Source organism: Actinoplanes sp. CA-131856, from assembly GCF_050956135.1.
In the GTDB taxonomy this organism is placed as follows: domain Bacteria; phylum Actinomycetota; class Actinomycetes; order Mycobacteriales; family Micromonosporaceae; genus Actinoplanes.
The window spans coordinates 3417807-3441518 of record NZ_CP191849.1 but is presented as its reverse complement, the minus strand read 5'-3'; the positions used below and the strand labels follow the sequence as shown (position 1 = coordinate 3441518).

Sequence of the window (23712 nt, the reverse complement as noted above, 5' to 3'; positions counted from 1 at the left end):
CAGATGAGGCCGCCCAGATGAGGCCGCCCAGGTGAGACCACCCAGGTGAGACCACCCAGGTGAGGCCGGCCGGGTGAGGCCGGCTGGGTCGGTCAGAGGGCGGCCAGCTCCGCCCGGACCGCCGCGACCGCATCCTCCATGCCGGTTCGCACGAAGAGGGCTTCGGCCTGCCGCAACGCGGTCCGGGCCGGTTCGGTCCGGCCGTCCTCACGTAACACCCGTCCGAGAGCCAGAACGGCCTTGGCCTGCATGTCCCACACGCCGATGGCCGCGTACCGCTCGCCGGCCTCCTCGAACACCACGGCCGCCTCCTCGCGCCGGCCGGCCTTCCACAGGGCGTGGCCCATGCCCACCCGCGCCCGGCCCGCCATCAGCCCCGCCACCGATGGCAGCACCGGACGGCCCGGATCGTCGATGATCTCCAGCACCTGCTCGAAGAACGGCAGCGCCCCGGCCGGGCGGCCCGCGAAGTACTCGACGTCGCCCCGGGCCAGCAGCACCTGGCACATCGCGTCGTAGTCACCGGCCTCCTCGAAGATCACCGCCGCGCGCTCGTCGTAGCCGGCCGCCTCGGTGAGGTTGCCCTGGTTGACCTCGGCCTGGGAGGCGTAGTGCAGGGCCCAGCCCTCCTGGGCCCGGTCGCCGCCGAGCTCGGCCAGCCGCAGCGCCTCCAGGGCCCGGCGCAGCGCCTCCGCGTCGTCCTGGCGGAAGGCGGAGACCCAGGACAGGTAGTTGGTCTGGGTGGCTTCCTGGCCGAGGTCCCCGAGCCCGCGGGCGGCGTCGCGGCCCAGCGTGAAGACCTCCTCCCAGCCGTCCCAGTAGGACCAGAAGTCGGAGAACCAGTGCATGGCCTCGGCCGCTTCGAGCACGGCCCGATGCGAGCCGGCCGAGCGCATGGCGGCCAGCCAGTTGTCCGACTCGGCGCGCAACCAGGCCTCGGCGTCGGCGGTGGAGTCGAGCCGGAGGCCGCCGTCGAGCGCCGCCGGTGTGCCGTCGCCCTCGTACCATCGCCCGGCGGCCGTCGCCGCCTCCAGCAGCCAGCCGGTCATCCGCCGCGCCGACTCGTCCCGCTGCTCGATGGTCTCCTCCTCGGCCAGGCGGGCGCGGGCGAAGAGCCGTACGAGGTCGTGGAAATGAAAGCGGTCCGCCGTGTCCGACTGGAGCAGGCCGAGCTCCAGGAGCTCGTCGAGCGCGTCCTCGGCGTCCGGCCGGTCGGCGCCCGCGACCACGGTGGCCAGCGCGGTGCCGGCGTCGCCGCCGGGCACCAGCGACAGGCGCCGGAAGACCGCCGCCGCGGCCGGCGACAACTGGGCGTACGACAGCGCGAAGGCCGCCGTGACCCGCAGATCGCCGGCCACCAGGCGGTCGAGGCGGCGTTCCTCGTCGGCCAGGCGGGTGGCCAGATCGCGCATCGTCCAGCCCGGACGGCTTCGCAGCCGGTTACCGGCGATCCGCATGGCCAGCGGCAGGTGGCCGCAGAGGGCGGCGACCTCCGAGGCTGCCCCGGGCTCCGGGCCGGTCCCGCCGTCGAAGGGATCGCTCACGATGGCGTACAGCAGATCGACTGCCTCGCCCGGCGTGAACGGGCTCAGCTCGAGCCGGGTCATCCCGTCCAGGCCGGCCAGCCGGCGCCGGCTGGTCACGACACTCACGCCACGGGCATTTCGGAGGTACGGCCGTACGTGCTCCTCGTCCGCGGCGTCGTCAAGGACGATCAAGGTCTGTTTCTCGGCGAGCAGGCGCTCGTACAACTCGGCGCGCTCGGCGGTCCGGGCGGGCACGTCGTTCGGCGGCACGCCGAGGCCGTGCAGGAGCCGGGTGACAATCTCGCCGGGGCCGGCAGGGCGGTCCGACATGCCGCGGAGGCCGACGAAGAGCACCCCGTCCGGGAAGTCGCCGGCCAGCGAGCGGGCCGCGTGCGCGGCCAGGGTGGTCTTGCCGGACCCGGCCGGCCCGCTGATCAGCACCGGCGGTCCGCCCGGCCGCGCCGACAGCCGCAACCGGTCGAGCTCGGCCACGCGGCCCACGAAATCGCCCGGCACGCGGGGCAGCCACGCGCCGGTGGGCGAGGCGGCCTGCCGTCGGCGCCGGTTCTCCCGGGCGGCGGCCAGCAGCGCCTGCCGGTCGTCGCCGGCCAACCCGAGCGCGTCGGCCAGCGCGGTGATCGTCCGGCGCTGGGGCGTGTGGCTGCGCTCCCGCTCGAGGTCGCTGATCGCGCGCACGCTGAGCCCGGACGATCCGGCCAGTTCCTCCAGCGTCAGACCGGCCCGTTGCCGGAGCTCACGCACCACCGTGGCCAGCGACTTCTCCGCCATGAGCGCCTCCCACGATCACTTTAGGCCGCGGTTCTGCGTGTGTTTCCGCATGGTCATCCGGCGCGGTTGGCGGTTGGCTGGCCACGGGGCGTTGGAGGAGGGACGGATGCCAGGTAGAACTCTGCATGTCATGGGCAGTGCCGCGATGGCCCGCGGTGACTTCTCCCGGAGCGCGCGACTGCTGTCGGGGGCGGCCGACCTGTGGCGGGCCGAGGGGCGGGCCGGGCCGCTGGCCCGGGCGCTGACCGGGGCCCGCAGCCGAATTCCGCTGGGCGACCTGGAACGGGCCCGGGACGACGCCGGCGAGGGGCGTGCCCTGGCCGGGGCGACCGGCGAGACCGCGGCCTGGCTGAGCCTGACCGGCACGGCGGCGCTGGTGGCGACCATCCGCGGCGACCACGACGAGGCGGCCGGGCTGGTGCGGGACCTGCGCGTCGCCGCCACGGCCGGGCGGCAGCCCGGTGGGTTCGAGGCGGCCCGGCAGGCCGAGGGGCTGCGGGCGCTGCTCGACGGGCGCGCTGTCGAGGCGTACGACATCATCAAGCAGTTGTTCCTGGCCGGAAGGCCGCTGCGGCGGTGGCACGTGGCGATCGACCTGGCCGACGCCGCCGTGGCCGCGGGCATGGTGGACGAGGCGCGGGCGCTGCTGGCCGGCCTGCCCGCGATGGCCGCCCGCATGCCTTCGGAGCTGCTGGTCTCGGCGCACGTGTACACCACGGCCGTGCTCGGCGGGGACGACCGCGACCACACCGAAGCACTGCCGGCCGGATGTGTGCTGGCGCGGGCCCGGCTGCATCTGCATCGCGGGCGCCGCCTGCGCCGGCAGCGCCGCTACGTCGACGCCCGCGCGTCGCTGCGGGCCGCGCACGACCTGTTCGACGCGATGGGGGCCGGTCCCTGGGCCGAGGCCGCCCGGAGCCAGCTGCTGGCCACCGGCGACTCGTGCGCCCGGCGGCGCGGGGAGACGTACCTCTCGGCTCAGGAAACGCAGATCGCCGAGCTCGCCGCACGCGGCCTGAGCAACCGCGAGATCGCGGACCGGCTGTTCATTTCGCACCGGACCGTCGGTTCACATCTCTACCGGGTCTACCCGCGGCTGGGAATCACCAGCCGCGGGCAGTTGGCCGCGGCCCTGGCTACTCGCCGGGCTTCTTGAACTCGACCTGCTCCTGGCCCTCCATGTAGTCGGCCACGGTGCGGTAGACGATCGGGTTGACGATGCTGTGCGGCATCCGGTCGGTGTGGTTGGCCCAGTCCGGGTTGACCATGTAGCCGGCCACCACCAGGTTGCGCGCGCCGACGACCAGCGACGCGGTCTTGTCGTTGTCGGTGGTTCCGGTCTTGCCGAAGATCGGGTGGCCGATCGTGCGGTAGGCGTTCGGCTCGGTCGACCCGGCGCAGCTGCCCAGCTGCGCGCGGTCGCCGACCGGGCAGCGGGCCGCGTCCAGCGCCTTGCGGGCCACGTCGGCGCTGGTGGCCCGCTTGCAGGCGGGCTGACCGGCGTTGACCTTCGAGCCGTTGGCCGCGTAGATCTGCTTGATCGGCGTCGGCGCGCAGTACATGCCGTCGCCGGCCAGCGTGGCGTACGCGTTCGCGATCTCCAGCGGCGTCGACGCGGTCACACCGAGGGTGAACGCGCCGAACTGGTGCGCCGCCTCCGGGGTGGCGATCAGGTCACGGTCGCCGCCGCGGTACTGCAGGCCGAACCGCTTCGAGACGTCGACGACCTTCTCGGCGCCGACCTGCTCCTGCAACGGCACGAAGTACGTGTTCACCGACTTGCCGAAGCCGGTCCACATGTTGAACGTGCCCTTCTCACTCTTCGAGGCGTTCTCCGGGCAGTAGAACGTGGTGCCCGGGCAGGCGGCCGGCGAGTTGCGCGCGACCGGGTAGCTCGATTTGTAGAAGTAGTCCGACGTGATCGAGTGGCTGAGCTCCAGGCCGTTCTCGAGCGCGGCCACCATGGTGAACATCTTGAACACCGAGCCGGCCTGGTAGCCGCTGATGTCGCCGCCACCGGTGATGATCGGGTTGGTGGTGTTCGGATAGGTGGCCCGCGCGCCGGCCTTGCGGGTCTGCGGGTTCGAGCTCAGCGGATTCGTGCCGTCGTCGAGCTTGTAGTTGCGGTTGGCGGCGAGCGCCTTGACCCGCCCCGAGCCGGGCTCGACCGCCGCGATCAGGACGGCGTTCTTGTTCTTGTCCTTGATCTTCTTGGTGATCTCGGAACGGGCGGCGGTCTGCGCCTTGATGTCGAGTGACGTGACGATGCGGTAGCCACCGGTCTTCAGCTGACGTTCCCGCTCGTACGAGTTCTCACCGAACGCGGCCTGACCCATCCACCAGCGGTAGAAGTAGTCGCAGAAGAAGCCCCAGTTGTTCTTGGCGACCGAGGTGCAGCCGTTGCCGGGACGGTTCGTCGTGCGGCCCAGCTTGACCTTCTTGGCCGCGTCGCCCTGCGCCTTGGTGATCTGTCCCAGCGACACCATGTTGTCGATGATGTAGTTGCGCCGGTCCAGCGCCTGCGGGTAACCGGTCGTGGTGGTCGGGTCGAACGCGGTCGGCGCCTTCACCATGCCGGCCAGCAGCGCGGCCTCGGCGATCGTCAGGTCCTTGGGCGACTTCTTGAAGTAGACCCGGCTGCCGGCGTAGACGCCGTAGGCGCCGTTGCCGAACGGGGCCAGGTTCAGGTAGCGCTCGAGGATCTGCTGCTTGGTCAGGTCCTTCTCGACCTGCAGGGCGTACTTGATCTCGGTGACCTTGCGCTCCGGGCTGTCCCGGGTCGCGTCGATCGCCTCCTGCGGGGTCTTGGCGCCGTACGCCTGCGCCATGCGGACGTACTGCATGGTCAAGGTCGAAGCGCCCTGCTTGGACCCGCCGTTGTTGTTGTTGACAGCGGCGCGGGCGATGCCCTTGAGGTCGACGCCGTTGTGCTCGTAGAACTTGTGGTCCTCGGCCGCGACGATGGCGTCCTGCATGTTCTTCGAGATCTGGCTGATCGGCACATCGCTGCGGAACTCGTCGTAGAGAACGGCGATCTGCGTCTTGCCGTCATTGGCGAAGACCCGCGTCACCTGCGGGGTGGACTGCTGCACGAGCGTGCTCGGCAGCGACGAGAACTCCTGCGCCCCCGCCTTGGCCACGAGCCCGCCGAGCGCGAAGGCCGGGAACGAGGCGGCCGAGACCACCACCCCCGTCAGCAGCCCGCACAGGAGCAACAGCACAGCCTTGGTAGGCCACTTACGGTCTTTCGTCCGGTTACCGACAGACACGGAGCTCCAGACCACCTTTCTCCACGAATACCCCGAACACGCCGGCACAGGGAACCATCCCCGCGCAACAGGCAGGGGCCAAGACTACGTGATCTTGTTCAGGGTTGCCTGGGAGCGTCGATGAGCCCGCGGGCCCCCTGACGCAGCAGCGACAACGCCACGGCAACACCGAGAGTAACTGGATCGTCGTCCCATTCTTGCGCTTGGAGCATCTGTTTGCCGTACGGCGAGAAGACCCGGCCCTTCAGCGACAGCCGCCCGTCCGCCTCAGTCACCGCGTAGCCGGCGATCGGGCTGTTGCAGTGCCCTTGCAGCACATGCAGGAGCATCCGCTCGGCCACGGTCTGCCGCCAGACCTCCGGATCACCCAGCCCGGCCGCCGCTTCGAGCGTGGCCGTGTCGTCGTCCCGGCACTGGAGCCCGAGCACGCCGGCTCCGATCGGCGGGCACATGACGTCGACCGGCAGAACCTCGGTGATCCGTTCCGGCTGACCGATCCGCTCCAGCCCCGACACGGCGAGCAGCAGCGCGTCGACCTCACCGGCATCGAGCTTGGCGAGCCGGCTGTTGGCGTTCCCCCGCAGCGGAACGGTCTCCAGCTGCGGAAACTCCCGTCGCAGCTGAGCCACCCGCCGAACCGCCGACGTGCCGACCCGGGTCCCGGCCGGCAGCGCCGCCAGCGGTAGTCCCCCGGGATGCACGAGAGCGTCCCGGATGTCATCCCGGGCCAGATAGGCGGCGAAGACGGTCCCCGCCGGCACCGGCCGGTCCCCGGGCACGTCCTTCATGCAGTGCACGGCCAGGTCACACCGCTTCTCGAGCAGCGCCTGATCGATCTCCTTGGTGAAGGCGCCCTTGCCCCCGAGCTCGGACAGAGCCCCCGCCCACCGATCCCCCTGTGTGGTGAAAGCCACAACCTCGGTCACGACATCGGGCCGGCTGACCGCGAGCTCGGCCCGAACCCGCTCCACTTGAGCCAGCGCCATGGGCGACGACCGGCTACCGATCCGAACAAGGTGCTTCTGAGGCATCAATCCACCCTAAAGCCCCACCGGAACCGCGACGTCCCCGCCATGCGTCATCATGCTCGTGATCGATTAACTGCGTCAGGAGCATCGATGCGCCGTCAGATCGAAGTGGCCCTCGTGGCGGTGGTCGCCGCCCTGGTGGGAGCGGTCGGCTACCACGTCGTCGACACCTGGCCGCATGCTGCGGAAACCCCACAGCCCACAACGATCAGCATCCCGCCGACCACCTTCCGCGTCAGCGGTGAGGCGATCAGGGTCTATGGGGAGCCGATCCCCCTCGACGGCGGCCCGCTGCCGCTCACCTTCGAGGTCACCGGCACAGGCCAGGTGGACGTCACCTACTCCCCGGACGCGAACGGAAAGACCACCCAGGCCCGGGTGACGGCGCCGTGGAAGGTGACGGTGCATGCGCCGCCACACATGCCGGCCAGCGCCCTGTCACTGACCGCCAGGACCACTAGCAAGCAGGCCGACGCCGTCGTCACGTGCCGCATCGTCAGCCCCGAGTTCCCCGGCACGGCCTTGGCCGAGGACAAAGGCTCCGGCCCACAGGCAGCGGCCAACTGCTGAAGCGTCAGGTCATGGCACCCCTCACCTCCCACGTGATGGACGTCGTTGCGCGCCCTCGCCGGCACACCGCCCAGGCCGCGTGACGGCTCGCCCCGCGCCCAGCGACATGTGAATGCGGGCTGCATCGCATTCGAATGTGGCACATCTTCCCTATTACCGCTCCGCTGATTTTCGCGGGACAATAACTCATGCGCCAGATACGGGGTCAGATGCAATTCTTCAACCACACCCAGATAGCTCAATGGCGCGACCCCACCAAACGCCGAAACTACTCAGCCAGCGCCGAAGAGTTCCGCCGCGACCATCACGAGCGCCGCCAATACGGCCTGATACAACGCCACACCCGAAAATGGCGCAGCCTGCACGGCGACACTCCCATGCCACCGCTGGCCCCACCCCGCCCCTACCAACCACGCCACCGCCACCCACCCATCCCGACACCCCCAACCGGCCCAGCCGCGCCAAGCCCGGTCGGCCCGCCCATCCTCGCCCCGACCGACTCGACAGCCCCAGCTCCTGCCGCCCCAGCCCCTGCTCCCCCAGCCCCTGCGGCCCCTGACCTGGCCACCTCAGACCCGGTCGTCCCCGCACTGGCCACCTCAGATCTGGCCACCTCGGATCTGGCCGCCCCAGAGCTCGCCGCCTCGGATCTGGCCACCTCGGATCTGGCCGCTTCAGACCTCGCGGCGCCAGACCTGGCCACCTCAGACCTCGCCGCTCCCGACCTCGCCGCCACAGATCTGGCCACTGTGGGCCCGGCCGACCTGGATCTGGTCACCCCATGCCCAGCCGCGGGCGATCTGGCCGCCGCTGGACGCGCCCGCGTTGACACGATTGGCCCCAGGCCGGTCAGCCCGGCGCGTCGGACCGTTCCCGCGCGAGCCATTCAAACCCCGACGGCAGCGATCAAGACCACCCCTACGGCGCCGCCAGCACAACCGGTCACCGACGAGGCCCCCAGCGCACCCACGACGCCACTGCCCGGATCACGCCGACGACCCTCGACCCCAAGCCCTACCACGCTCCACGGAAGAACAGGCCCTTGTCCTCGTAGGAACGTTGCGATCCAGCCGAACCACCCGGACCAGAATTGCCGGACAAAAAGGCCGCGACCATTTTCCAGCCGTTGCGAGAACGGCTTTAGCCACCCACGCTACGAACGGCAAGGCGGCTCAGGGCCGGCCTCCGTAATCAGCCGTCCAGCGCCTCGGGCAACGCTGACTCTTGGTCGCGTTCGGCGTCGACGCAATTCGTCAGCATGTAGCACAGGCGAAACTCCTAAGGCCGCCATGCCGAGCCCTTCCACCAACCCGCGCGACCGGCCTGGAATTGCCGCGTGACCCACCACGCAGCGTGCCCGCGTGACCGCCCCACCCGCCGGACCACAGCGCGGCAGCGAACAGCCCCGTCCACCCACCGCATGGTGACCACCCGGCCGCACCCACCACTCAGCGGCGAGCAACCGATCCCCTGGCCGGTACCAAGCTCCCCGGCAAGGCCGGGGGCGGAGGGTGCCCGCTCTCGGCGTAAAGCGCTCCCCAGCCAGCCGAGAGCGGGCACCCTCCGCCCCCGGCCGTCCACCGCAAGCAACTCCACCCCACCAAGCCGGCGCAAAAGCTCCACCCACCAAGCCGGCACAAAAGCTCCGCCCACCAGGCCAGCGCAAAAGGCTCCGCCTGACCGAGCCAGCGCCAGAAGGTTCGCCCCACCAGGCCAGCGCAGAGAGCTCCGCCCCACCGAGCCGGCGCCAGAGGGTCCACCCCAACCAGGCCAGCGCAGACAACTCCGCTTACCGAGCTGACGCCGACGTGCCCGCTCACAGAGCCGGCGCAGACGTGCTCCGCTCGCAGAGCCGAGAAGCACACAGCTCCGAGGAGTCATCACGCCACCACCCAGATGGACTTTCGGCGGATGACGTAAAAGTTTAAGACGGTCGATCCAAAAGTCTGGACACGGACGACGCGAAGTTCCTAACGTGAGCAGCACTACGGGAATGTTTCCGGCAGATGTCCCCCTCGCTCATCCCCAGGTAAGGAAGGGACTCCGTGAACCATCGAACCCGAATCCATCGATTAACTGCGATGGCTTCAGCCACTCTCCTCCTCTCCTTCGCGGCCGCCGCCCCAGCGTCCGCTGTCATCAACCCCGCCGACTTCCAGCAGGTCACCCTGGCCAAGGGGGTCGCCGAGACCGGTGAACCCATCGGCCTGGCCGTCCTGCCCGACCGCTCCGTTCTGCACACCTCGCGGGACGGCACCGTTCGGCGCACCGACGCCAACGGCGCCACCTCTGTCGTGGGCACCATCCCCGTCTACACCCACGACGAAGAGGGCCTCCAAGGCGTCGCCGTTGACCCCGGCTTCGCCACCAACCGGCAGATCTTCCTGTTCTACGCCCCTCCGCTGAACACCCCCGCCGGTGACGCTCCCGCCACCGGCACCGCTGCCACCTGGGCCACCTGGGCCGGCGTCAACCGCCTGTCGCGGTTCACCCTCAACGCCGACTTCACCATCAACCAGGCCAGCGCCGTCACCGTCCTCGACGTGCCCACCGACCGGGGCATGTGCTGCCATGTCGGCGGTGACATGGACTTCGACGCCGCCGGCAACCTCTATTTGTCGACCGGTGACGACTCCAACCCGTTCGACTCGGCCGGCTATTCGCCGATCGACGAGCGGACCAACCGCAACCCGGCCTACGACGCTCAGCGCAGCGCCGGCAACACCAACGACCTGCGCGGCAAGATCCTGCGGATCAAGGTCAACGCCAACGGGTCGTACTCGATCCCCTCGGGCAATCTCTTCGCCCCCGGCACCGCCAACACGCGGCCCGAGATCTACGCCATGGGCTTCCGGAACCCGTACCGGATCAGCGTCGACAAGGCCACCGGCCACGTCTACGTCGGCGACTACGGGCCCGACGCCGGCACCACCTCGGCCACCCGCGGCCCCTCCGGCCAGGTCGAGTTCGACCGGGTCACCGGTCCCGGCAACTTCGGCTGGCCGTACTGCACCGGTACGAACACCACGAACGAGACGTACAACGAGTGGGATTTCGCGGCCAACACCGGCGGCGCCAAGTACAACTGCACCGGCGGCCCCACCAACAATTCGTTCCGCAACACCGGTCTGACCACCCTGCCGCCGGCCCAGCCGGCCTGGATCCGCTATGCCGGTGACGCCGGCTCCCCGCCCGAGTTCGGCGGCGGCTCCGAGTCGCCCATGGGCGGCCCGGTCTACCGGTACAGCGCGAGCAACCCGTCGACCACCAAGTTCCCGCAGTCGTTCGACGGGCAGTTCTTCGCCGCCGAGTTCGGCCGTGGCTGGATCAAGCCGATCGTGGTCAACGCCAACGGCACCCCCGGCGCCATCGACACGTTCCCGTGGAACGGCAAGCAGGTCATGGACTCGGCCTTCGGGCCGGACGGCTCGCTCTACGTCCTCGACTACGGCACCGGCTATTTCAACGGCGACGCCAACTCGGCCCTCTACCGCTACGACTACGTCGCCGGGGCCAACCGTGCCCCGACCGCCGTGGCCAGCGCCAATCCCACCTCCGGGTCTGCTCCGCTGACCGTCACCTTCTCCTCCGCGGGCAGCAGCGATCCCGAGGGCGGCGCCCTGACGTATTCGTGGGCCTTCGGGGACGGCACGACGTCGACGTCGGCCAACCCGACCAAGACGTACGCCACCAATGGCACCTATGCGGCGACGCTGACCGTGCGTGACCCGCAGGGCGCGACCGGCACCGCCAGTGTCCCGGTGACCGTCGGCAACACCGCGCCGGTCGTCACCATCACCACACCGGCCTCGGGCCAGCTCGTGTCGTTCGGCGACAGTGTCCCGTGGAGCGTCACCGTCACCGACCCCGAGGACGGCACGATCGACTGCTCGAAGGTCACCATGGCCTACGTGCTCGGTCACGACCAGCACGGGCACCAGATCACGTCGCAGAACGGCTGTTCCGGCACCATCGCGATTCCCACCGACGGTGAGCACGACGACGCCGCGAACATCTTCCCGATCTTCGACGCGTCGTACACCGACAAGGGCGGGCTGACCACCCACGCGCAGCACATCCTGCAACCGCGCAAGCGCCAGGCCGAGCACTTCAAGACGTCCTCCGGCGTCAACAAGTTCACCAAGGCCACGGCCGAGGGCGGCCAGACCGTCGGCGACATCAACAACGGCGACTGGATCCAGTTCGACCCGTACAAGCTGAACAACGCCACCTCGTTCACGGCCCGGGTCTCCTCGGCCGGCAGCGGCGGCACGGTTCAGGTCCGTACGGGTTCACCCACCGGCACGGTCATCGGATCGGCCACCGTCGCGCCGACCGGGTCGTGGGACACCTTCGTCAACGTCACGGGCAGGATCTCCGGCGCCCCGGCCGGGACGACCTCGCTCTACCTGACCTTCGCCGGCACGGGCACGGGCGCGCTCTACGACGTCGACAGCTTCACCTTCAGCACGGCCAACCTGCTGTCGCTGAACAAGCCGGCCACGGCGTCCAGCACCGAGAGCGCCACCTATCCGGCCTCCGCCGCCGTCGACGCGTCGGCCACCACGCGGTGGTCGAGCGCGTTCGCCGATCCGCAGTGGATCCGGGTCGACCTGGGCAGTTCACAGGCGATTTCCCGGGTACGTCTGCAGTGGGAGGCCGCCTACGGCTCGGCGTACCAGATCCAGACGTCGGCCGACGGCTCCACCTGGACCACGGTCCGCTCGGTGACCGGGGGCGACGGCGGGGTGGACGACCTGACCGGCCTGAACGCGCAGGGCCGCTACGTCCGCGTCAACGGCACGACCCGGGCCACCGCCTGGGGTTACTCGCTCTTCAACTTCGAGGTGTACGGCAGCTGACCTTCCCCGCAAGAAGGTGGGCGCTCGTCCCCCCACACGGGCGCCCACCCTCCCCCTAGCTAAGGAGGTTCCATGCGCAAGCTCCTGGCCGGCGCGATGGCCCTGACCGCCATCGCCGCCTGCACATTCACCGCGTCGAGTGCGAACGCCGCCGACGCGCCGTACGACGTCCTGGTCTTCTCCAAGACCGCCGGTTTCCGGCACGACGCCATCCCAGTCGGCATCCAGACGATCCGCACGCTGGGCGCCGCCAACAACTTCACGGTCACCGCGACCGAGGACGCGGCCGCCTTCACCACGGCCAACCTGGCGCAGTACGAAGCGGTGATCTTCCTCAACACCACCGGTGACGTCCTCAACGCCACGCAGCAGACGGCTTTCGAGTCGTACGTCCGTGGCGGCGGCGGATATACGGGTGTGCACGCGGCCGCCGACACCGAGTACGACTGGCCGTTCTACGGGCAGCTGGTCGGCGCGTACTTCCACTCGCACCCGGCGATCCAGCAGGTCACCTCGCGGGTCGAGGACCGGGCCCACGCGAGCACGGCCCACCTGCCGCAGTCGTGGACGCGCACCGACGAGCTCTACAACTACCGGACCAACCCGCGCAGCACGTCACACGTGCTGGCCACGCTGGACGAGTCGACGTACTCGGGCGGGAACATGGGCGCCGACCACCCGATCGCCTGGTGCAAGACGGTCGACTCCGGAAGGTCCTGGTACACCGGCTTCGGGCACACCCAGGAGTCGTACGCGGACGGGAATTTCCGCAGTCACCTGCTCGGCGGCATCCGTTACGCGGCGGGCCGGGCCAAGGCCGACTGCCGTCCCGAGACCGGGTACACGCCGCTGTACAACGGCAGCACGACCGGGTGGACGCAGGCCGGGCCGGGCAGCTTCACCAACACGGACGCGACCCTCACCTCGACCGGTGGGATGGGCCTGCTCTGGTACTCGGCCAAGCAGTTCACCTCGTACTCGCTGAAGGCCGACTGGCGCCTGACCGGTGACAGCAACTCGGGCATCTTCGTCGGCTTCCCCAACCCGAACAACGACCCGTGGGTGGCGGTCAACCAGGGCTACGAGGTGCAGATCGACGCCACCGACGCGGCCGACCGCACCACCGGCGCCATCTACACCTTCAAGTCAGCCGACCTGGCCGCCCGCGACGCCGCGCTGAACCCGCCCGGCGAGTGGAACACCTACGAGCTGCTCGTCGAGGGCCAGCGGATCCGGGTCTACCTGAACGGCCGGCTCATCAACGACTTCACGAACACCGACCCGGCCCGCAACCTGGACGGCTACATCGGCCTGCAGAACCACGGCAGCGCCGACACGGCCGCCTTCCGCAACGTGCGCGTCAAGGACCTGAGCGTGGCGCCGCCGGCGTCGAACGTGGCCCTGAACAAGGCGGCCACCGCGTCCAGCGTCGAGAACGCCAGCTACCCGGCCTCGAACGCGGTCGACAGCTCGGCGACGACCCGCTGGTCGAGCGCCTTCAGCGACCCGCAGTGGATCCGGGTCGACCTCGGGGCCACCTACACGGTGTCGCGCGTGCGCCTGCAGTGGGAGGCCGCGTACGGCTCGGCGTACCAGATCCAGACCTCGGCCGACGGCAATACCTGGACCACCGTCAAGTCGGTGACAGCGGCCAACGGCGGCGAGGACGACCATCCGGGTTTGAGCGCGCAGGCCCGGTATGTGCGGATCAACGGAACGGCGCGCGGGACCCAGTGGGGCTATTCGCTCTACAACTTCGAGGTCTACGGCAACTGAGCAACAGGAACAGGGAGGTTCGTATGACGACCGGCGTGTGGTTGATCGGAGCACGAGGATCTGTGGCGGTGACCAGCATGGTCGGGGCCACCGCACTACGCGCCGGGCTCGCCGAGCCGCTCGGCTGCGTCACCGAGCTGCCGGCACTGGCCAGCAGGGCCGTTCCGGGCCTGGGCGAGCTGGTGTTCGGTGGCCACGACATCAGCGACATCACCCTGGAGAAGAAGGTCGAGGATCTGGTCGCCGCCGGCGTGCTCCCCGTGGGCCCGGCGGCGGCCGTCGCCGACCAGTTGCCGGCCTTGCAGCGCGAGCTGCGGCCGGTGCCGACGGCGGCCACCCAGCTCGAGGTGGCGCGGCTGATCGCCCAGGACATCGACGACTTCCGGCGTCGTCGCGGCCTGGAGCGGGTGGTGGTCATCAACGTCTCGTCGACCGAGCCGGCCGCCACCCCTCACCCGGCCCACGCCTCCCTCGATCTTCTCGAGCGCGCGCTTTCCGAAGAATCCGTGTTGCCGCCGAGTTCCCTCTACGCCTACGCGGCGTTCAAGAGCGGCTGCGCGTACGTGGACTTCACCCCGTCGACCGGCACCCGGCTGCCCGCTCTGCGGGAGCTGGCCGACTCGGTGGGCCTGCCGTACGCCGGCCACGACGGCAAGACCGGCGAGACGCTCGTGAAATCGGTGCTGGCGCCCATGTTCGCCATGCGCAACCTGCGCGTGCGCACCTGGGCCGGCACCAACCTGCTGGGCGGCGGCGACGGCGCCAACCTGGCCGACCCGGCGGCCAACGCGGCCAAGGCCGGAAGCAAGCAGCGGGTGCTGGCCGAGACCCTCGGATATCAGCCGCAGGGCAGCAGCCACATCGAATACGTCGACGACATCGGCGACTTCAAGACGGCCTGGGACCTGATCACGTTCAGCGGCTTCCTCGGCACCCGCATGCGCATGGAGTTCTCCTGGCACGGCTGCGACTCGGCCCTGGCCGCCCCGCTGATCCTCGACCTGGCCCGCCTGACCGCGGCCGCACACGCCGCCGGCCGCGGCGGCCCCCTGACCGACCTGGCGTTCTTCTTCAAGGACCCGATCGGCGAGGTGCCGCACGCGCTCCCGGACCAGTGGGCCCGGCTGGTGAGCTTCGTGAGGGGCCTCGATGGGGCTGCGTGACCTGGCCGAACTGGTCCGGGCACCGGCCGCCCTCTCGGTGCCGGGCGACATCATGGCGGGCGGGGCGGCGGCCGGCGGGCTGCGACGGTCGACACCGGGGTTGATGGCGGCCTCGGTGTGTCTTTACTGGGGCGGGATGGCCGCCAACGACTGGGCCGACCGCGAGCTCGACGCCCGCGAACGCCCGGAGCGTCCCATCCCCTCCGGGCGCGTCCCACCACGGCAGGCGCTGCTGACGGCGGCCGGCCTGACCGCGGCCGGCGTCGGGCTGGCCGCGCTGGCCGGCGGCCGCCGGGCCCTCGCCGTCGCGGCACCCCTCGCGGCGGCGGTCTGGGCCTACGATGTCTGGGCCAAGAACACCCCCGCCGGCCCGGCCGTGATGGCCGCCTGCCGCGGTCTCGACGTGCTGCTCGGGGCCAGCGGAGGCCGGGTGCGCCGAGCCGTTCCGTCCGCGCTGACCGTGGCGGCACACACCTACACGGTCACGGCGCTGTCGCGGCACGAGGTGTCCGGGGCGACGCCGGCTCTGCCCCTGGCCACGCTCGCCGGGACGCTGAGCCTGGCCGTCACGACGGCGGGTTCGTCCCCCGCCGCCGGGGCGCTGTCCGCCTGGTACGCCGCCGGCTACGGCACCGCGCAGGCCCGTGCCGCCGCCGAGCCCACGGCCGGGCGGATCCGGGCCGCCGTCGGCGCCGGCATCACCGATCTGCCGCAGCTTCAGGGTGCTCTCACCGCCCGGGCCGGCTCCCCCGCGTACGGCCTGGCGCTCGCCCTTGTCGCGCCCCTCGCCCGGCGCCTGGCCCGAAAGGTGTCGCCCACATGAGATTCGGTTACGGAACCAACGGCTTCGGCAACCACCGCCTGCCGGAGGCCTTCGCCGTCATCGCCGATCTCGGCTACGACGGGGTCGCGCTGACCCTCGACACCAACCACCTGGACCCGTTCGACGGTGATCTGGCCCGCCGCACCGCCGCCGTCGCCGCCGACCTGGAGAAACACAACCTGGCCGTCGTCATCGAAACGGGCGCCCGCTATCTGCTCGACCCGTGGCGCAAGCACTCACCCACCCTGATGGACGACGATCCCGCGCTCCGGCTCGAATACCTCAAGAAAGCGGTCCAGGTCGGCGCCGATCTGGGCGCCGAGGCCGTCTCCTTCTGGGCCGGGATCGGCGATCCGGAGCATTGGGGCCGTCTCGTCGACGGCTGCCTCGAAATCGTCGATGTCGCAGCCTCGGCCGGAGTGACCCTCGGTTTCGAGCCCGAGCCGGGCATGCTCGTCAACGACATCGCCGACTGGCGGCGGCTCCACGCCGATCTGGGCGAGCCCCCGAACTTCGGCATCACGCTCGACATCGGCCACTGCCGTTGCCTGGAACCCATCCCGGTCGCCGACTGTGTCACGGCCGTGATGGACCACCTCGTCAACGTGCAGATCGACGACATGCGGCGCGGCGTCCACGAGCATCTCGAATTCGGGACCGGTGAGATCGACTTCCCACCCGTGCTCGAAGCGTTCGCCCCCTATCCGGGTCTGATCTCGGTGGAGCTGCCCCGCCACTCGCACGCCGCGCCGGCGATCGCCGCGCAGTCGCTGGACTTCCTGAGGAACGCGGCCAAGGAGGTTTCGCATGACCACATTGGATGATCTGCACGCCGAGCTCGACGGCAACGAACGGCTCACCGCCGATCTGCGACGGGTCAACAACGATCCGGGCGCGGTCGCCTCGCTGTTCCCGGCGGCCGGGCGCAAATACGGGCGGGAGCCGCTCGCCGGTGGCTGGGCGACCGACGAGGCGGCCCGCGCCCTGCTGCTGGCCGCCGTTCCGCCCGAGCAGGTGGGTGACATCTACCGCTACGGGGACACGGCCGAGAAGCTCGCCGTGCTGAAGGCGTTGCCGCTGCTGCCGATCGGGCCCAGCGCCGTCCCGCTGCTCGAGGACGCGCTGCGCACCAACGACACGCGGCTCGTCGCGGCCGCGCTCGGGCCGTACAGCGACCATCTCGACCAGGAGGCGTGGCGGCAGGCCGTGCTCAAGTGCGTCTTCATGGGCGTACCCCTGGCAAAGATCCATCGCCTGTCCGAGCGGGCCGACACGCGGCTCGGCGCGATGCTGCGCGCCTTCGCCCTCGAACGTCACGCCGCCGGCCGCGACATGCCGCCCGACGCGCTCGCATTGCTCGACCAGCTGAAGGAGGCCTGATGCGCATCTTCGATCCGCACATCCACATGACCTCGCGCACCACCGACGACTATCAGCGGATGGCCGAAGCCGGGGTGCGGGCGGTGGTGGAGCCCGCGTTCTGGCTCGGGCAGCCGCGCACCAACCCCGGCTCGTTCACCGACTACTTCGACTCGATCATCGGGTGGGAGCCGTTCCGGGCCTCGCAGTTCGGCATCCGCCACCATGCCACCATCGCGCTGAACCCCAAGGAGGCCAACGATCCGCGCTGCCGGCCGGTGCTCGACCTGCTGCCGCGCTATCTGGCCAAGGACGGGGTGGTGGCGGTCGGCGAGATCGGGTACGACTCGATGACGCCGGCCGAGGACGAGGCGTTCTCGTCCCAGCTGGCCCTCGCGCTCGACCACGATCTGCCGGCTCTGGTGCACACGCCGCACCGGGACAAGGCCCGCGGCACCCAGCGCAGCCTCGACGTCATCAAGGAGTCGGGCATCGACCCGGGCCGGGTCGCCCTCGACCATCTCAACGAGGTGACCGTCGACGCCGCCCGCGACGCCGGGGTCTGGATCGGCTTCTCCATCTATCCGGACACGAAGATGTCGCCCGACCGCATGGTGGAGATCCTTCGCAAGTACGGCACGGAGCGCGTCCTCGTGAACTCGGCGGCCGACTGGGGCAAGTCCGATCCGCTGCTCACCGTGCGGACGGCGGAGGCGATGCTCGCCGGCGGATTCTCGGCCGAGGACGTCGATCTGGTGCTGTGGCAGAACCCGGTCGCGTTCTATGCGCAGTCGGGCCGGCTCGACCTGTCGGACGTCGAGGGCGCCGAGGCGACGTTCGCCGGCAACTCGATCCTGCGGGGAGGCAGCTGATGCATCTGAGCTATTGCACCAACGTGCATCCGGCCGAGGACCTCGACGGCATCATCGGCCAGCTCGACACCTACGCCCTGCCGATCCGGCGGCGCCTCGGCTCGGACGTGCTCGGCCTCGGCCTGTGGCTGGCCGCTCCGGCCGCGGCGGCGCTCGCCGGCGATCCCGCTTTGCGAAGGAAACTGCGGCGGGAGCTCGATGTCCGAGGTCTGGAGGTGGTCACCCTCAACGGATTCCCGTACGAGGCGTTCCAGGCGCCGGTGGTCAAGCACGCCGTCTACTACCCCGACTGGACCGAGCGGGAACGCCTGGACTACACGCTGAACTGCGCGCGGGTGCTGGCCGATCTGATGCCGGACACGGCCAACTACGGCTCGGTGTCGTCGCTGCCGCTGGCCTGGCGCACCCCGTGGGACGCGGAGCGGTCGGCCGCGGCCACTCGGCATCTGGACGATCTGGCCCGTGGCCTCGACCGGATCGCGGGCGAGACCGGCCGCACGATCCGGGTCGGCTTCGAGCCGGAGCCGGGCTGTCTGGTCGAGAACACGACGCAGGCGGCCGAGCTGCTGGCCAAGATGGACACCCGGTGGCTCGGCGTGTGCCTCGATCTCGCGCATCTGGCGTGCGCCTGGGAGAAGCCGGTGGAGGCGCTCGACCGGCTGCGCCGGGCCGGCATCCCGGTGGTGAAGACCCAGGTGTCGGCCGCGCTCCAGGCGGATGATCCGCTGGCGGCCGAGGAGGTGCTGAGGTCGTACGCCGAGAAGCGTTTCCTGCATCAGACGCGCTCGGCCGAGGGCGGGTCGGCCGACGACCTCGACGAGGCGCTCGACCGCCGCCTGCCGGGGCCGTGGCGGATCCACTACCACGTGCCGCTGCACGCCGAGCCCGAGGCGCCGCTGACCTCGACCGTGCCGGTGATCCGGGAGGCGCTGTACGAGCTCCTGACGGCGCCCGGCGAGCGATGCGAGCACTTCGACGTGGAGACGTACACCTGGGGTGTCCTCCCGGAGTCCCAACGGCCGAGAGACGAAGCGGGGTTGGCCGACGGCATCGCGGCCGAGCTCGCCTTCGCGCGCGACCTGATGGCGGTGAACCGATGAGCAAGCTGCTGGTGCTCGACGTGGTCGGGCTGACCCCGCGCCTGCTGGCGCACATGCCGCGGTTGAAAGCCGTGGCCGCACAGGGCTTCCAGGCCGAGCTGGGCACCGTGCTGCCGGCGGTGACCTGCTCGGCCCAGTCCACGTTCCTGACCGGGGCCCTGCCGAGCGAGCACGGGATCGTCGGGAACGGCTGGTACTTCCGGGAGCTGGGCGAGGTCTTCCTCTGGCGGCAGCACAACGCTCTCGTCGGCGGCGACAAGATCTGGGACGACGCCCGGCGGCTGCGGCCGGACTTCACGGTGGCCAACGTCTGCTGGTGGTACGCGATGGGCGCCCGGGTCGACTGGACCATCACGCCGCGCCCGATCTACCGCGCGGACGGCCGCAAGGAGCCGGACTGCTACACCTATCCCCCGTCGCTGCACGACGAACTGCCGCCGTTCCCGCTGTTCACCTATTGGGGACCGGGCGCGGGCATGCCGTCGTCGCAGTGGATCGTCGACGCGGCCCGCCACCTGCTGAAGACCAAGCAGCCCGACCTCACCCTCGTCTACGTGCCGCACCTGGACTACGACCTGCAACGCTTCGGCCCCTCGGCGGCCGAGGCATCGGCGGCCGCGGCCGAGCTCGACAAGGTGCTGACACCGCTGCTCGACGACGCGGCCGCGAAGGGCACCACGGTGGTGGTGCTGTCCGAGTACGGCATCACCGACGTGAGCCGCCCGGTCGACGTGAACCGGTTGCTGCGCAAGGAAGGTCTCCTGGAGGTCTACGCCCAGGACGGGATGGAATATCTCGATCCGTGGGTGTCGCGGGCCTTCGCCGTGGCCGACCATCAGGTGGCCCACGTCTACGTCCGCGATGAGGCCGACGTCGCCGAGGTGGCCAAGCTCTGCGCCGCCCTGCCCGGCGTCGACCAGGTGCTCGAGGGCCCGGACAAGGCGCGGTACGGGCTCGACCACGAGCGGGCGGGCGATCTGGTGCTGGTGGCCGAGCCGGACTCCTGGTTCACGTACTACTACTGGCTCGACGACGCGCGGGCGCCCGACTTCGCCCGGGTCGTCGAGATCCACCGCAAGCCCGGCTACGACCCGGCCGAGCTGTTCTTCGACCCGGCCAACCCGGGAGCGGCCAAGCGGCGGGCGGTCACCGCGGTGGCCCGCAAGAAGCTGGGCCTGCGGTACGTCATGGACGTGGTCGGCCTCGACGCCGGGGCCAAGGCGGTGCGCGGGTCACACGGCCGATTGCCCGACGATCCCGACGACGGCCCGGTGTTCCTGTGTTCCGACCCGGCCCGGGCCCGGAAGGAGATCGCGGCGACGGAGGTGAAGGCCCTGTTGCTGGAATTGACGGGGCTGGCGTCATGACGCTCCAGGCGACGCGCCGGCCCCTGAGTCAACGGTTCGACACGGCCCTGGCCGAGTTCATCGACCGCCAGGACCCGGCGTGGCCGGACGGCGCCCCGCGCGGCGCGCTCGACTCGCTGCGCCGCTTCGTCCTGGCCGGCGGCAAGAGGCTGCGTCCCACCTTCGCCTACTGGGGGTGGCGCGGCGGCGGGGGCGAGGACTGCCCCGAGGTGATCCGGGCCGCGGCGGCGCTGGAGCTGTTCCACGCCTTCGCGCTCATCCACGACGACATCATCGACGGCAGCGACCGCCGCCGCGGCCAGCCGTCGATGCACCGCCTGTTCGCCACCGTCCACGACCGCCACGCCTGGCGCGGCGACTCGCTCGCCTTCGGCCGCAACACCGCACTGCTCTGCGGCGACCTGTGCGCGGCCTGGGCCGAGCAGATGTTCCACGAGTGCGGGCTACCCCCGAGACAGATTCACCAGGGGTACGCCGCCTTCGCGCTCATGCGGACCGAGGTCATCGCCGGCCAGTACCTGGATCTGGTCTCCGGCGTCGGCGACGGCTCGGTGGCGAGCGCGCTGACGGTCATCCGCATGAAGTCGGCCCGCTACACGGTCACCCGCCCCCTGCAGATCGGCGCCTGCCTGGCCGGCGCGCCGCGCTCGCTGTCGGCGTCGTTCACCGAGTTCGGTGACCCGCTGGGCGACGCGTTCCAGCTGCGCGACGACGTCCTGGGCGTCTTCGGCGACCCCGCCGTCACCGGGAAGTCCACACTGGACGACCTGCGCGAGGGCAAGATGACGGTGATGATGGCCCTGGCCCGCGACGCCGCCGACCGCGACCAGGCGGCCCGCATGTCCGAGCTGTTCGGCGACCCGGCTCTGGACGCCGACGGCGCCGAGGAGCTCCGGTCCATCATCAAGGAGACGGGCGCCCTCGACCGCATAGAGCAGATGATCCGCGTCCGGGCCGAAGCCGGCCTGACGGCGCTGGAGGCGGCCCCGCTCCCCGATTTCGTCCGCTCGGCGCTGGCCGACCTGGCCGCCGCGGCGGTCGACCGCACCACCTGACGAACAGCCGCCCACCGCGCCGGAGCACCCGGCGCGGTGGGCGGCTCAGTCGAGATCCAGTGTGAACTCGGCCCGCTGGACCTTGCCCTCGACCTGGAACTCGAAGAAGGCCCGGTAGCGGGCGGCGGCCGGGATCGAGGTGGCGACCTTGACGGCGCCGTCCGAGAGGTCGGCGTCGGGGTGGACGTGGACGTAGCCCAGGTCGCCCTCGCGGAGGATGACCAGATGGCCGTACGACCCCAGGTAGCGCTCGAGCGTCACCGGGGCACCGGAGCGGGTGACACGGAACAGGACAGGCACGGTGGCGCCGGGCTTGGGCGCGCCCTCCATGGTGACGGTGAAGGGGCCGGCCTGGGCGGTGGTGGCGGCGGGCGGCAGGTCGGCCTGGGGGCCCGCGCCGGGCACATGGTGGTCGGCGCCGAGGACGAGCGGGACCGTGGCGCCGGCCGCGTTCTCGACGGTGAAGTCGGCGAAGATCCGATAGGCGCCGGGCTTGGCCAGCGCCAGCGGGACCGTCCACAGGCCGTCGGCCGACATCGTGGGGTGCAGGTGCTGGAAATCGGCCAGATCACGCCCGACGACGACCAGATGCAGCGGCTTGTCGTGGACCACGGCGTAGCGGGTGGCCGGCTTCTTGTCGGCCCCCAGGATCCGGAACGTGTAGTCGGTGGTGGTCTTGGGCGCCTGCGAGCGATGGACCGGCTGAAGCGTGTAGCCGCCCGAGCTGATCGAAGTGCCGGACGCCTCCAGAGTGGCCGCCCCACCGTTGTGCTGGTGCCCGGTGGCCACCGCCGCGGCCGCCGCCGGGGCGGGCGGTGAGGGTGGCGCTTCCGGGGCCGCGGTGCTCCGCCCGAGAGCGTAGCCGCCGATCAGCGCCACCACGACCGCACCGACCGCGAGCGGCCCCAGCGGAATGGACCGCCGCCCATCACCGCCGAACGAGCCGCCAGTCGACCCGCCAGTCGACCCGCTGGACGAGCCGCCAGTCGACCCGCCGGACGAGCCGCCAGCCGACCCGCCAGTCGAGCCGCCGGACGAGCCGCCAGGAGAACCACCGGACGAGCCGCCGGGCGCGCTGCCAAGAGAGGCACCGGACGAGCCGCCCGGAGAGTCACTGATGGCCGCGCTGACAACGCCCGGAGCCGTGGCGACAGCGGGCTCAGCGCCGGGCGCGCGATCCCGCCCCGCGCCTCGCGGCCAATCCCGGCCCGAAGCCGCACCTTTCGGCCAGTCCCGGCCCGAAGCCGCGCCCTTCGGCCAGTCCCGGCCCGACGCCGCGCCCTTCGGTCGACCCCCGCCTCCCGACGGATTTTTCCGTTTTCCTCGTGCTTTCTGACTATTCTGTCCCGACCCTCGGCCCTTCGGCTGGTTCCGGCCTGCGGGCCGCGCCCGGCTCAGGGAAGGGGCCCGGCGCCCGAGCAGGAAGGCGCCGACGACGGCCACCGCCGCGGCGACGGCCAGCCAGACGAAGAGCCAGCTGCCACTGTCGCCGGAGGACGGCGCGGGCGTGGGCGCGGAAAGAGCGGCGGGCGGCGTAGCGGCGGCCGGAGCGGCCGCGCTGGGCGCCGTACCGTGGTTCTCGGAGGAGCCGAGCGCCGGATCGGGCTGACCCGTAGGCGGCGCCCACCCGACGGGCGCCGCGGTGGCCGGCCCCGTGTACTTGAAGGTCAGCGACCCCCGCACCGGATCACCGTCCGACGCCTTCGACTGATAGTCCACCCGGTACTCCCCGGTGGCCGGCAGATGGGCCACGCGGACCCGCGCCGGATAGCCGGTCGTGTACTGCCGGGGCTCGAACTTGCCCTCGACCATGAAGTACTCGGTCACGGGCTTGTCGAGCGCCCGCGGCGCCGCGTGCTCCCACCCGTTGTCGACCCGTCCCCCGCCCGGCGCGCTGATGGCGAAGTACGCGTTGTCCGGCACCTTCTCGGTGAAGAACAGCTCCACACTGCCCAGCGGCGCACTGACCGTCGCCCCTTGGGCGGGAACGGACATGCCCAGCGTCCCGTGGGCGCCGGCGGGTGACGGCGGCAGCCCGAGGACAGCGACGGCGACGGCGACGAGCGCGAACAGACCCCGGCGGAGCGGCTTCATCCTCCCATCCTCGGAGCCCAGAAGCTTTAGTCAAGACATCGAGAACTTTTAACTTCTCT

At 70.9% G+C, this 23712-nt stretch carries 16 protein-coding genes; 12 read left to right on the top strand and 4 right to left on the bottom strand.

Translation table 11 applies throughout. The annotated features are described in order from the left end of the window. Nucleotides 1–92 precede the first annotated feature (92 nt). The gene (locus ACQP2X_RS16055; RefSeq protein ID WP_498697738.1) at nucleotides 93–2315 is read right to left on the bottom strand and encodes an ATP-binding protein; all 2223 of its coding nucleotides are present in this window, start codon (nucleotides 2313–2315) and stop codon (nucleotides 93–95) included. A 106-nt stretch (nucleotides 2316–2421) separates the two neighbouring features. Here ACQP2X_RS16055 and ACQP2X_RS16050 point away from each other — a divergent pair, with 106 nt between their 5' ends. Then, nucleotides 2422–3471, top strand: coding sequence for a helix-turn-helix transcriptional regulator (locus ACQP2X_RS16050; protein ID WP_498697737.1), 1050 nt, complete (start codon nucleotides 2422–2424; stop codon nucleotides 3469–3471). On the opposite strand, the gene ACQP2X_RS16045 is transcribed toward ACQP2X_RS16050, so the two are convergent. Both ACQP2X_RS16045 and hemC read right to left on the bottom strand, forming a co-directional pair. Beyond that, nucleotides 3452–5536 carry a transglycosylase domain-containing protein gene (locus ACQP2X_RS16045; protein WP_498697736.1) on the bottom strand — a complete coding sequence of 695 codons (2085 nt, stop codon included), beginning with the start codon at nucleotides 5534–5536 and terminating at the stop codon, nucleotides 3452–3454. The genes ACQP2X_RS16050 and ACQP2X_RS16045 overlap by 20 nt on opposite strands. 146 nt (nucleotides 5537–5682) lie before the next feature. Then, entirely contained in the window at nucleotides 5683–6615 is a 933-nt protein-coding gene (gene hemC, locus ACQP2X_RS16040) for a hydroxymethylbilane synthase (RefSeq protein ID WP_498697734.1), read from the bottom strand. A gap of 87 nt (nucleotides 6616–6702) precedes the next feature. Here hemC and ACQP2X_RS16035 point away from each other — a divergent pair, with 87 nt between their 5' ends. The 11 genes from ACQP2X_RS16035 to ACQP2X_RS15985 all read left to right on the top strand — a co-directional run bounded on the left by ACQP2X_RS16035 (nucleotide 6703) and on the right by ACQP2X_RS15985 (nucleotide 21559). Then, nucleotides 6703–7182: a hypothetical protein gene (locus ACQP2X_RS16035; RefSeq protein ID WP_498697732.1), complete on the top strand. Its 480-nt coding sequence runs from the start codon at nucleotides 6703–6705 to the stop codon at nucleotides 7180–7182. A 2081-nt stretch (nucleotides 7183–9263) separates the two neighbouring features. After that, a complete protein-coding gene (locus ACQP2X_RS16030; protein WP_498697730.1) occupies nucleotides 9264–12044 on the top strand; it encodes a carbohydrate-binding protein in 2781 nt (926 codons plus the stop codon). Nucleotides 12045–12116: 72 nt separating this feature from the next. Further along, on the top strand, nucleotides 12117–13820 hold the full coding sequence (locus ACQP2X_RS16025) for a ThuA domain-containing protein (RefSeq protein WP_498697728.1): 1704 nt from the start codon (nucleotides 12117–12119) through the stop codon (nucleotides 13818–13820). 23 nt (nucleotides 13821–13843) lie between these two features. After that, nucleotides 13844–14983, top strand: coding sequence for an inositol-3-phosphate synthase (locus ACQP2X_RS16020; RefSeq protein ID WP_498697726.1), 1140 nt, complete (start codon nucleotides 13844–13846; stop codon nucleotides 14981–14983). Continuing rightward, nucleotides 14970–15806 carry an SCO3242 family prenyltransferase gene (locus ACQP2X_RS16015; RefSeq protein ID WP_498697724.1) on the top strand — a complete coding sequence of 279 codons (837 nt, stop codon included), beginning with the start codon at nucleotides 14970–14972 and terminating at the stop codon, nucleotides 15804–15806. Before ACQP2X_RS16020 ends, ACQP2X_RS16015 begins: the two co-directional genes overlap by 14 nt. Then, complete coding sequence (locus tag ACQP2X_RS16010; RefSeq protein WP_498697723.1) at nucleotides 15803–16630, top strand: sugar phosphate isomerase/epimerase family protein; 828 nt, start codon at nucleotides 15803–15805, stop codon at nucleotides 16628–16630. Before ACQP2X_RS16015 ends, ACQP2X_RS16010 begins: the two co-directional genes overlap by 4 nt. Continuing rightward, a complete protein-coding gene (locus ACQP2X_RS16005) occupies nucleotides 16614–17186 on the top strand; it encodes an EboA domain-containing protein (protein WP_498697722.1) in 573 nt (190 codons plus the stop codon). The genes ACQP2X_RS16010 and ACQP2X_RS16005 overlap by 17 nt, the downstream gene beginning before the upstream one ends. Beyond that, nucleotides 17186–18037: a TatD family hydrolase gene (locus tag ACQP2X_RS16000; RefSeq protein WP_498697720.1), complete on the top strand. Its 852-nt coding sequence runs from the start codon at nucleotides 17186–17188 to the stop codon at nucleotides 18035–18037. Before ACQP2X_RS16005 ends, ACQP2X_RS16000 begins: the two co-directional genes overlap by 1 nt. Next, nucleotides 18037–19137, top strand: a complete 1101-nt coding sequence (gene eboE / locus ACQP2X_RS15995; protein WP_498697718.1) for a metabolite traffic protein EboE — start codon at nucleotides 18037–18039, stop codon at nucleotides 19135–19137. Before ACQP2X_RS16000 ends, eboE begins: the two co-directional genes overlap by 1 nt. Beyond that, nucleotides 19134–20504 carry an alkaline phosphatase family protein gene (locus tag ACQP2X_RS15990; RefSeq protein WP_498697717.1) on the top strand — a complete coding sequence of 457 codons (1371 nt, stop codon included), beginning with the start codon at nucleotides 19134–19136 and terminating at the stop codon, nucleotides 20502–20504. The genes eboE and ACQP2X_RS15990 overlap by 4 nt, the downstream gene beginning before the upstream one ends. After that, nucleotides 20501–21559, top strand: coding sequence for a polyprenyl synthetase family protein (locus tag ACQP2X_RS15985; RefSeq protein ID WP_498697715.1), 1059 nt, complete (start codon nucleotides 20501–20503; stop codon nucleotides 21557–21559). Before ACQP2X_RS15990 ends, ACQP2X_RS15985 begins: the two co-directional genes overlap by 4 nt. A 45-nt stretch (nucleotides 21560–21604) precedes the next feature. Here the strand turns inward: ACQP2X_RS15985 and ACQP2X_RS15980 are convergent, their stop codons facing one another. Next, on the bottom strand, nucleotides 21605–23653 hold the full coding sequence (locus tag ACQP2X_RS15980) for a copper resistance CopC family protein (protein WP_498697713.1): 2049 nt from the start codon (nucleotides 23651–23653) through the stop codon (nucleotides 21605–21607). Between the last annotated feature and the right edge of the window lie 59 nt (nucleotides 23654–23712).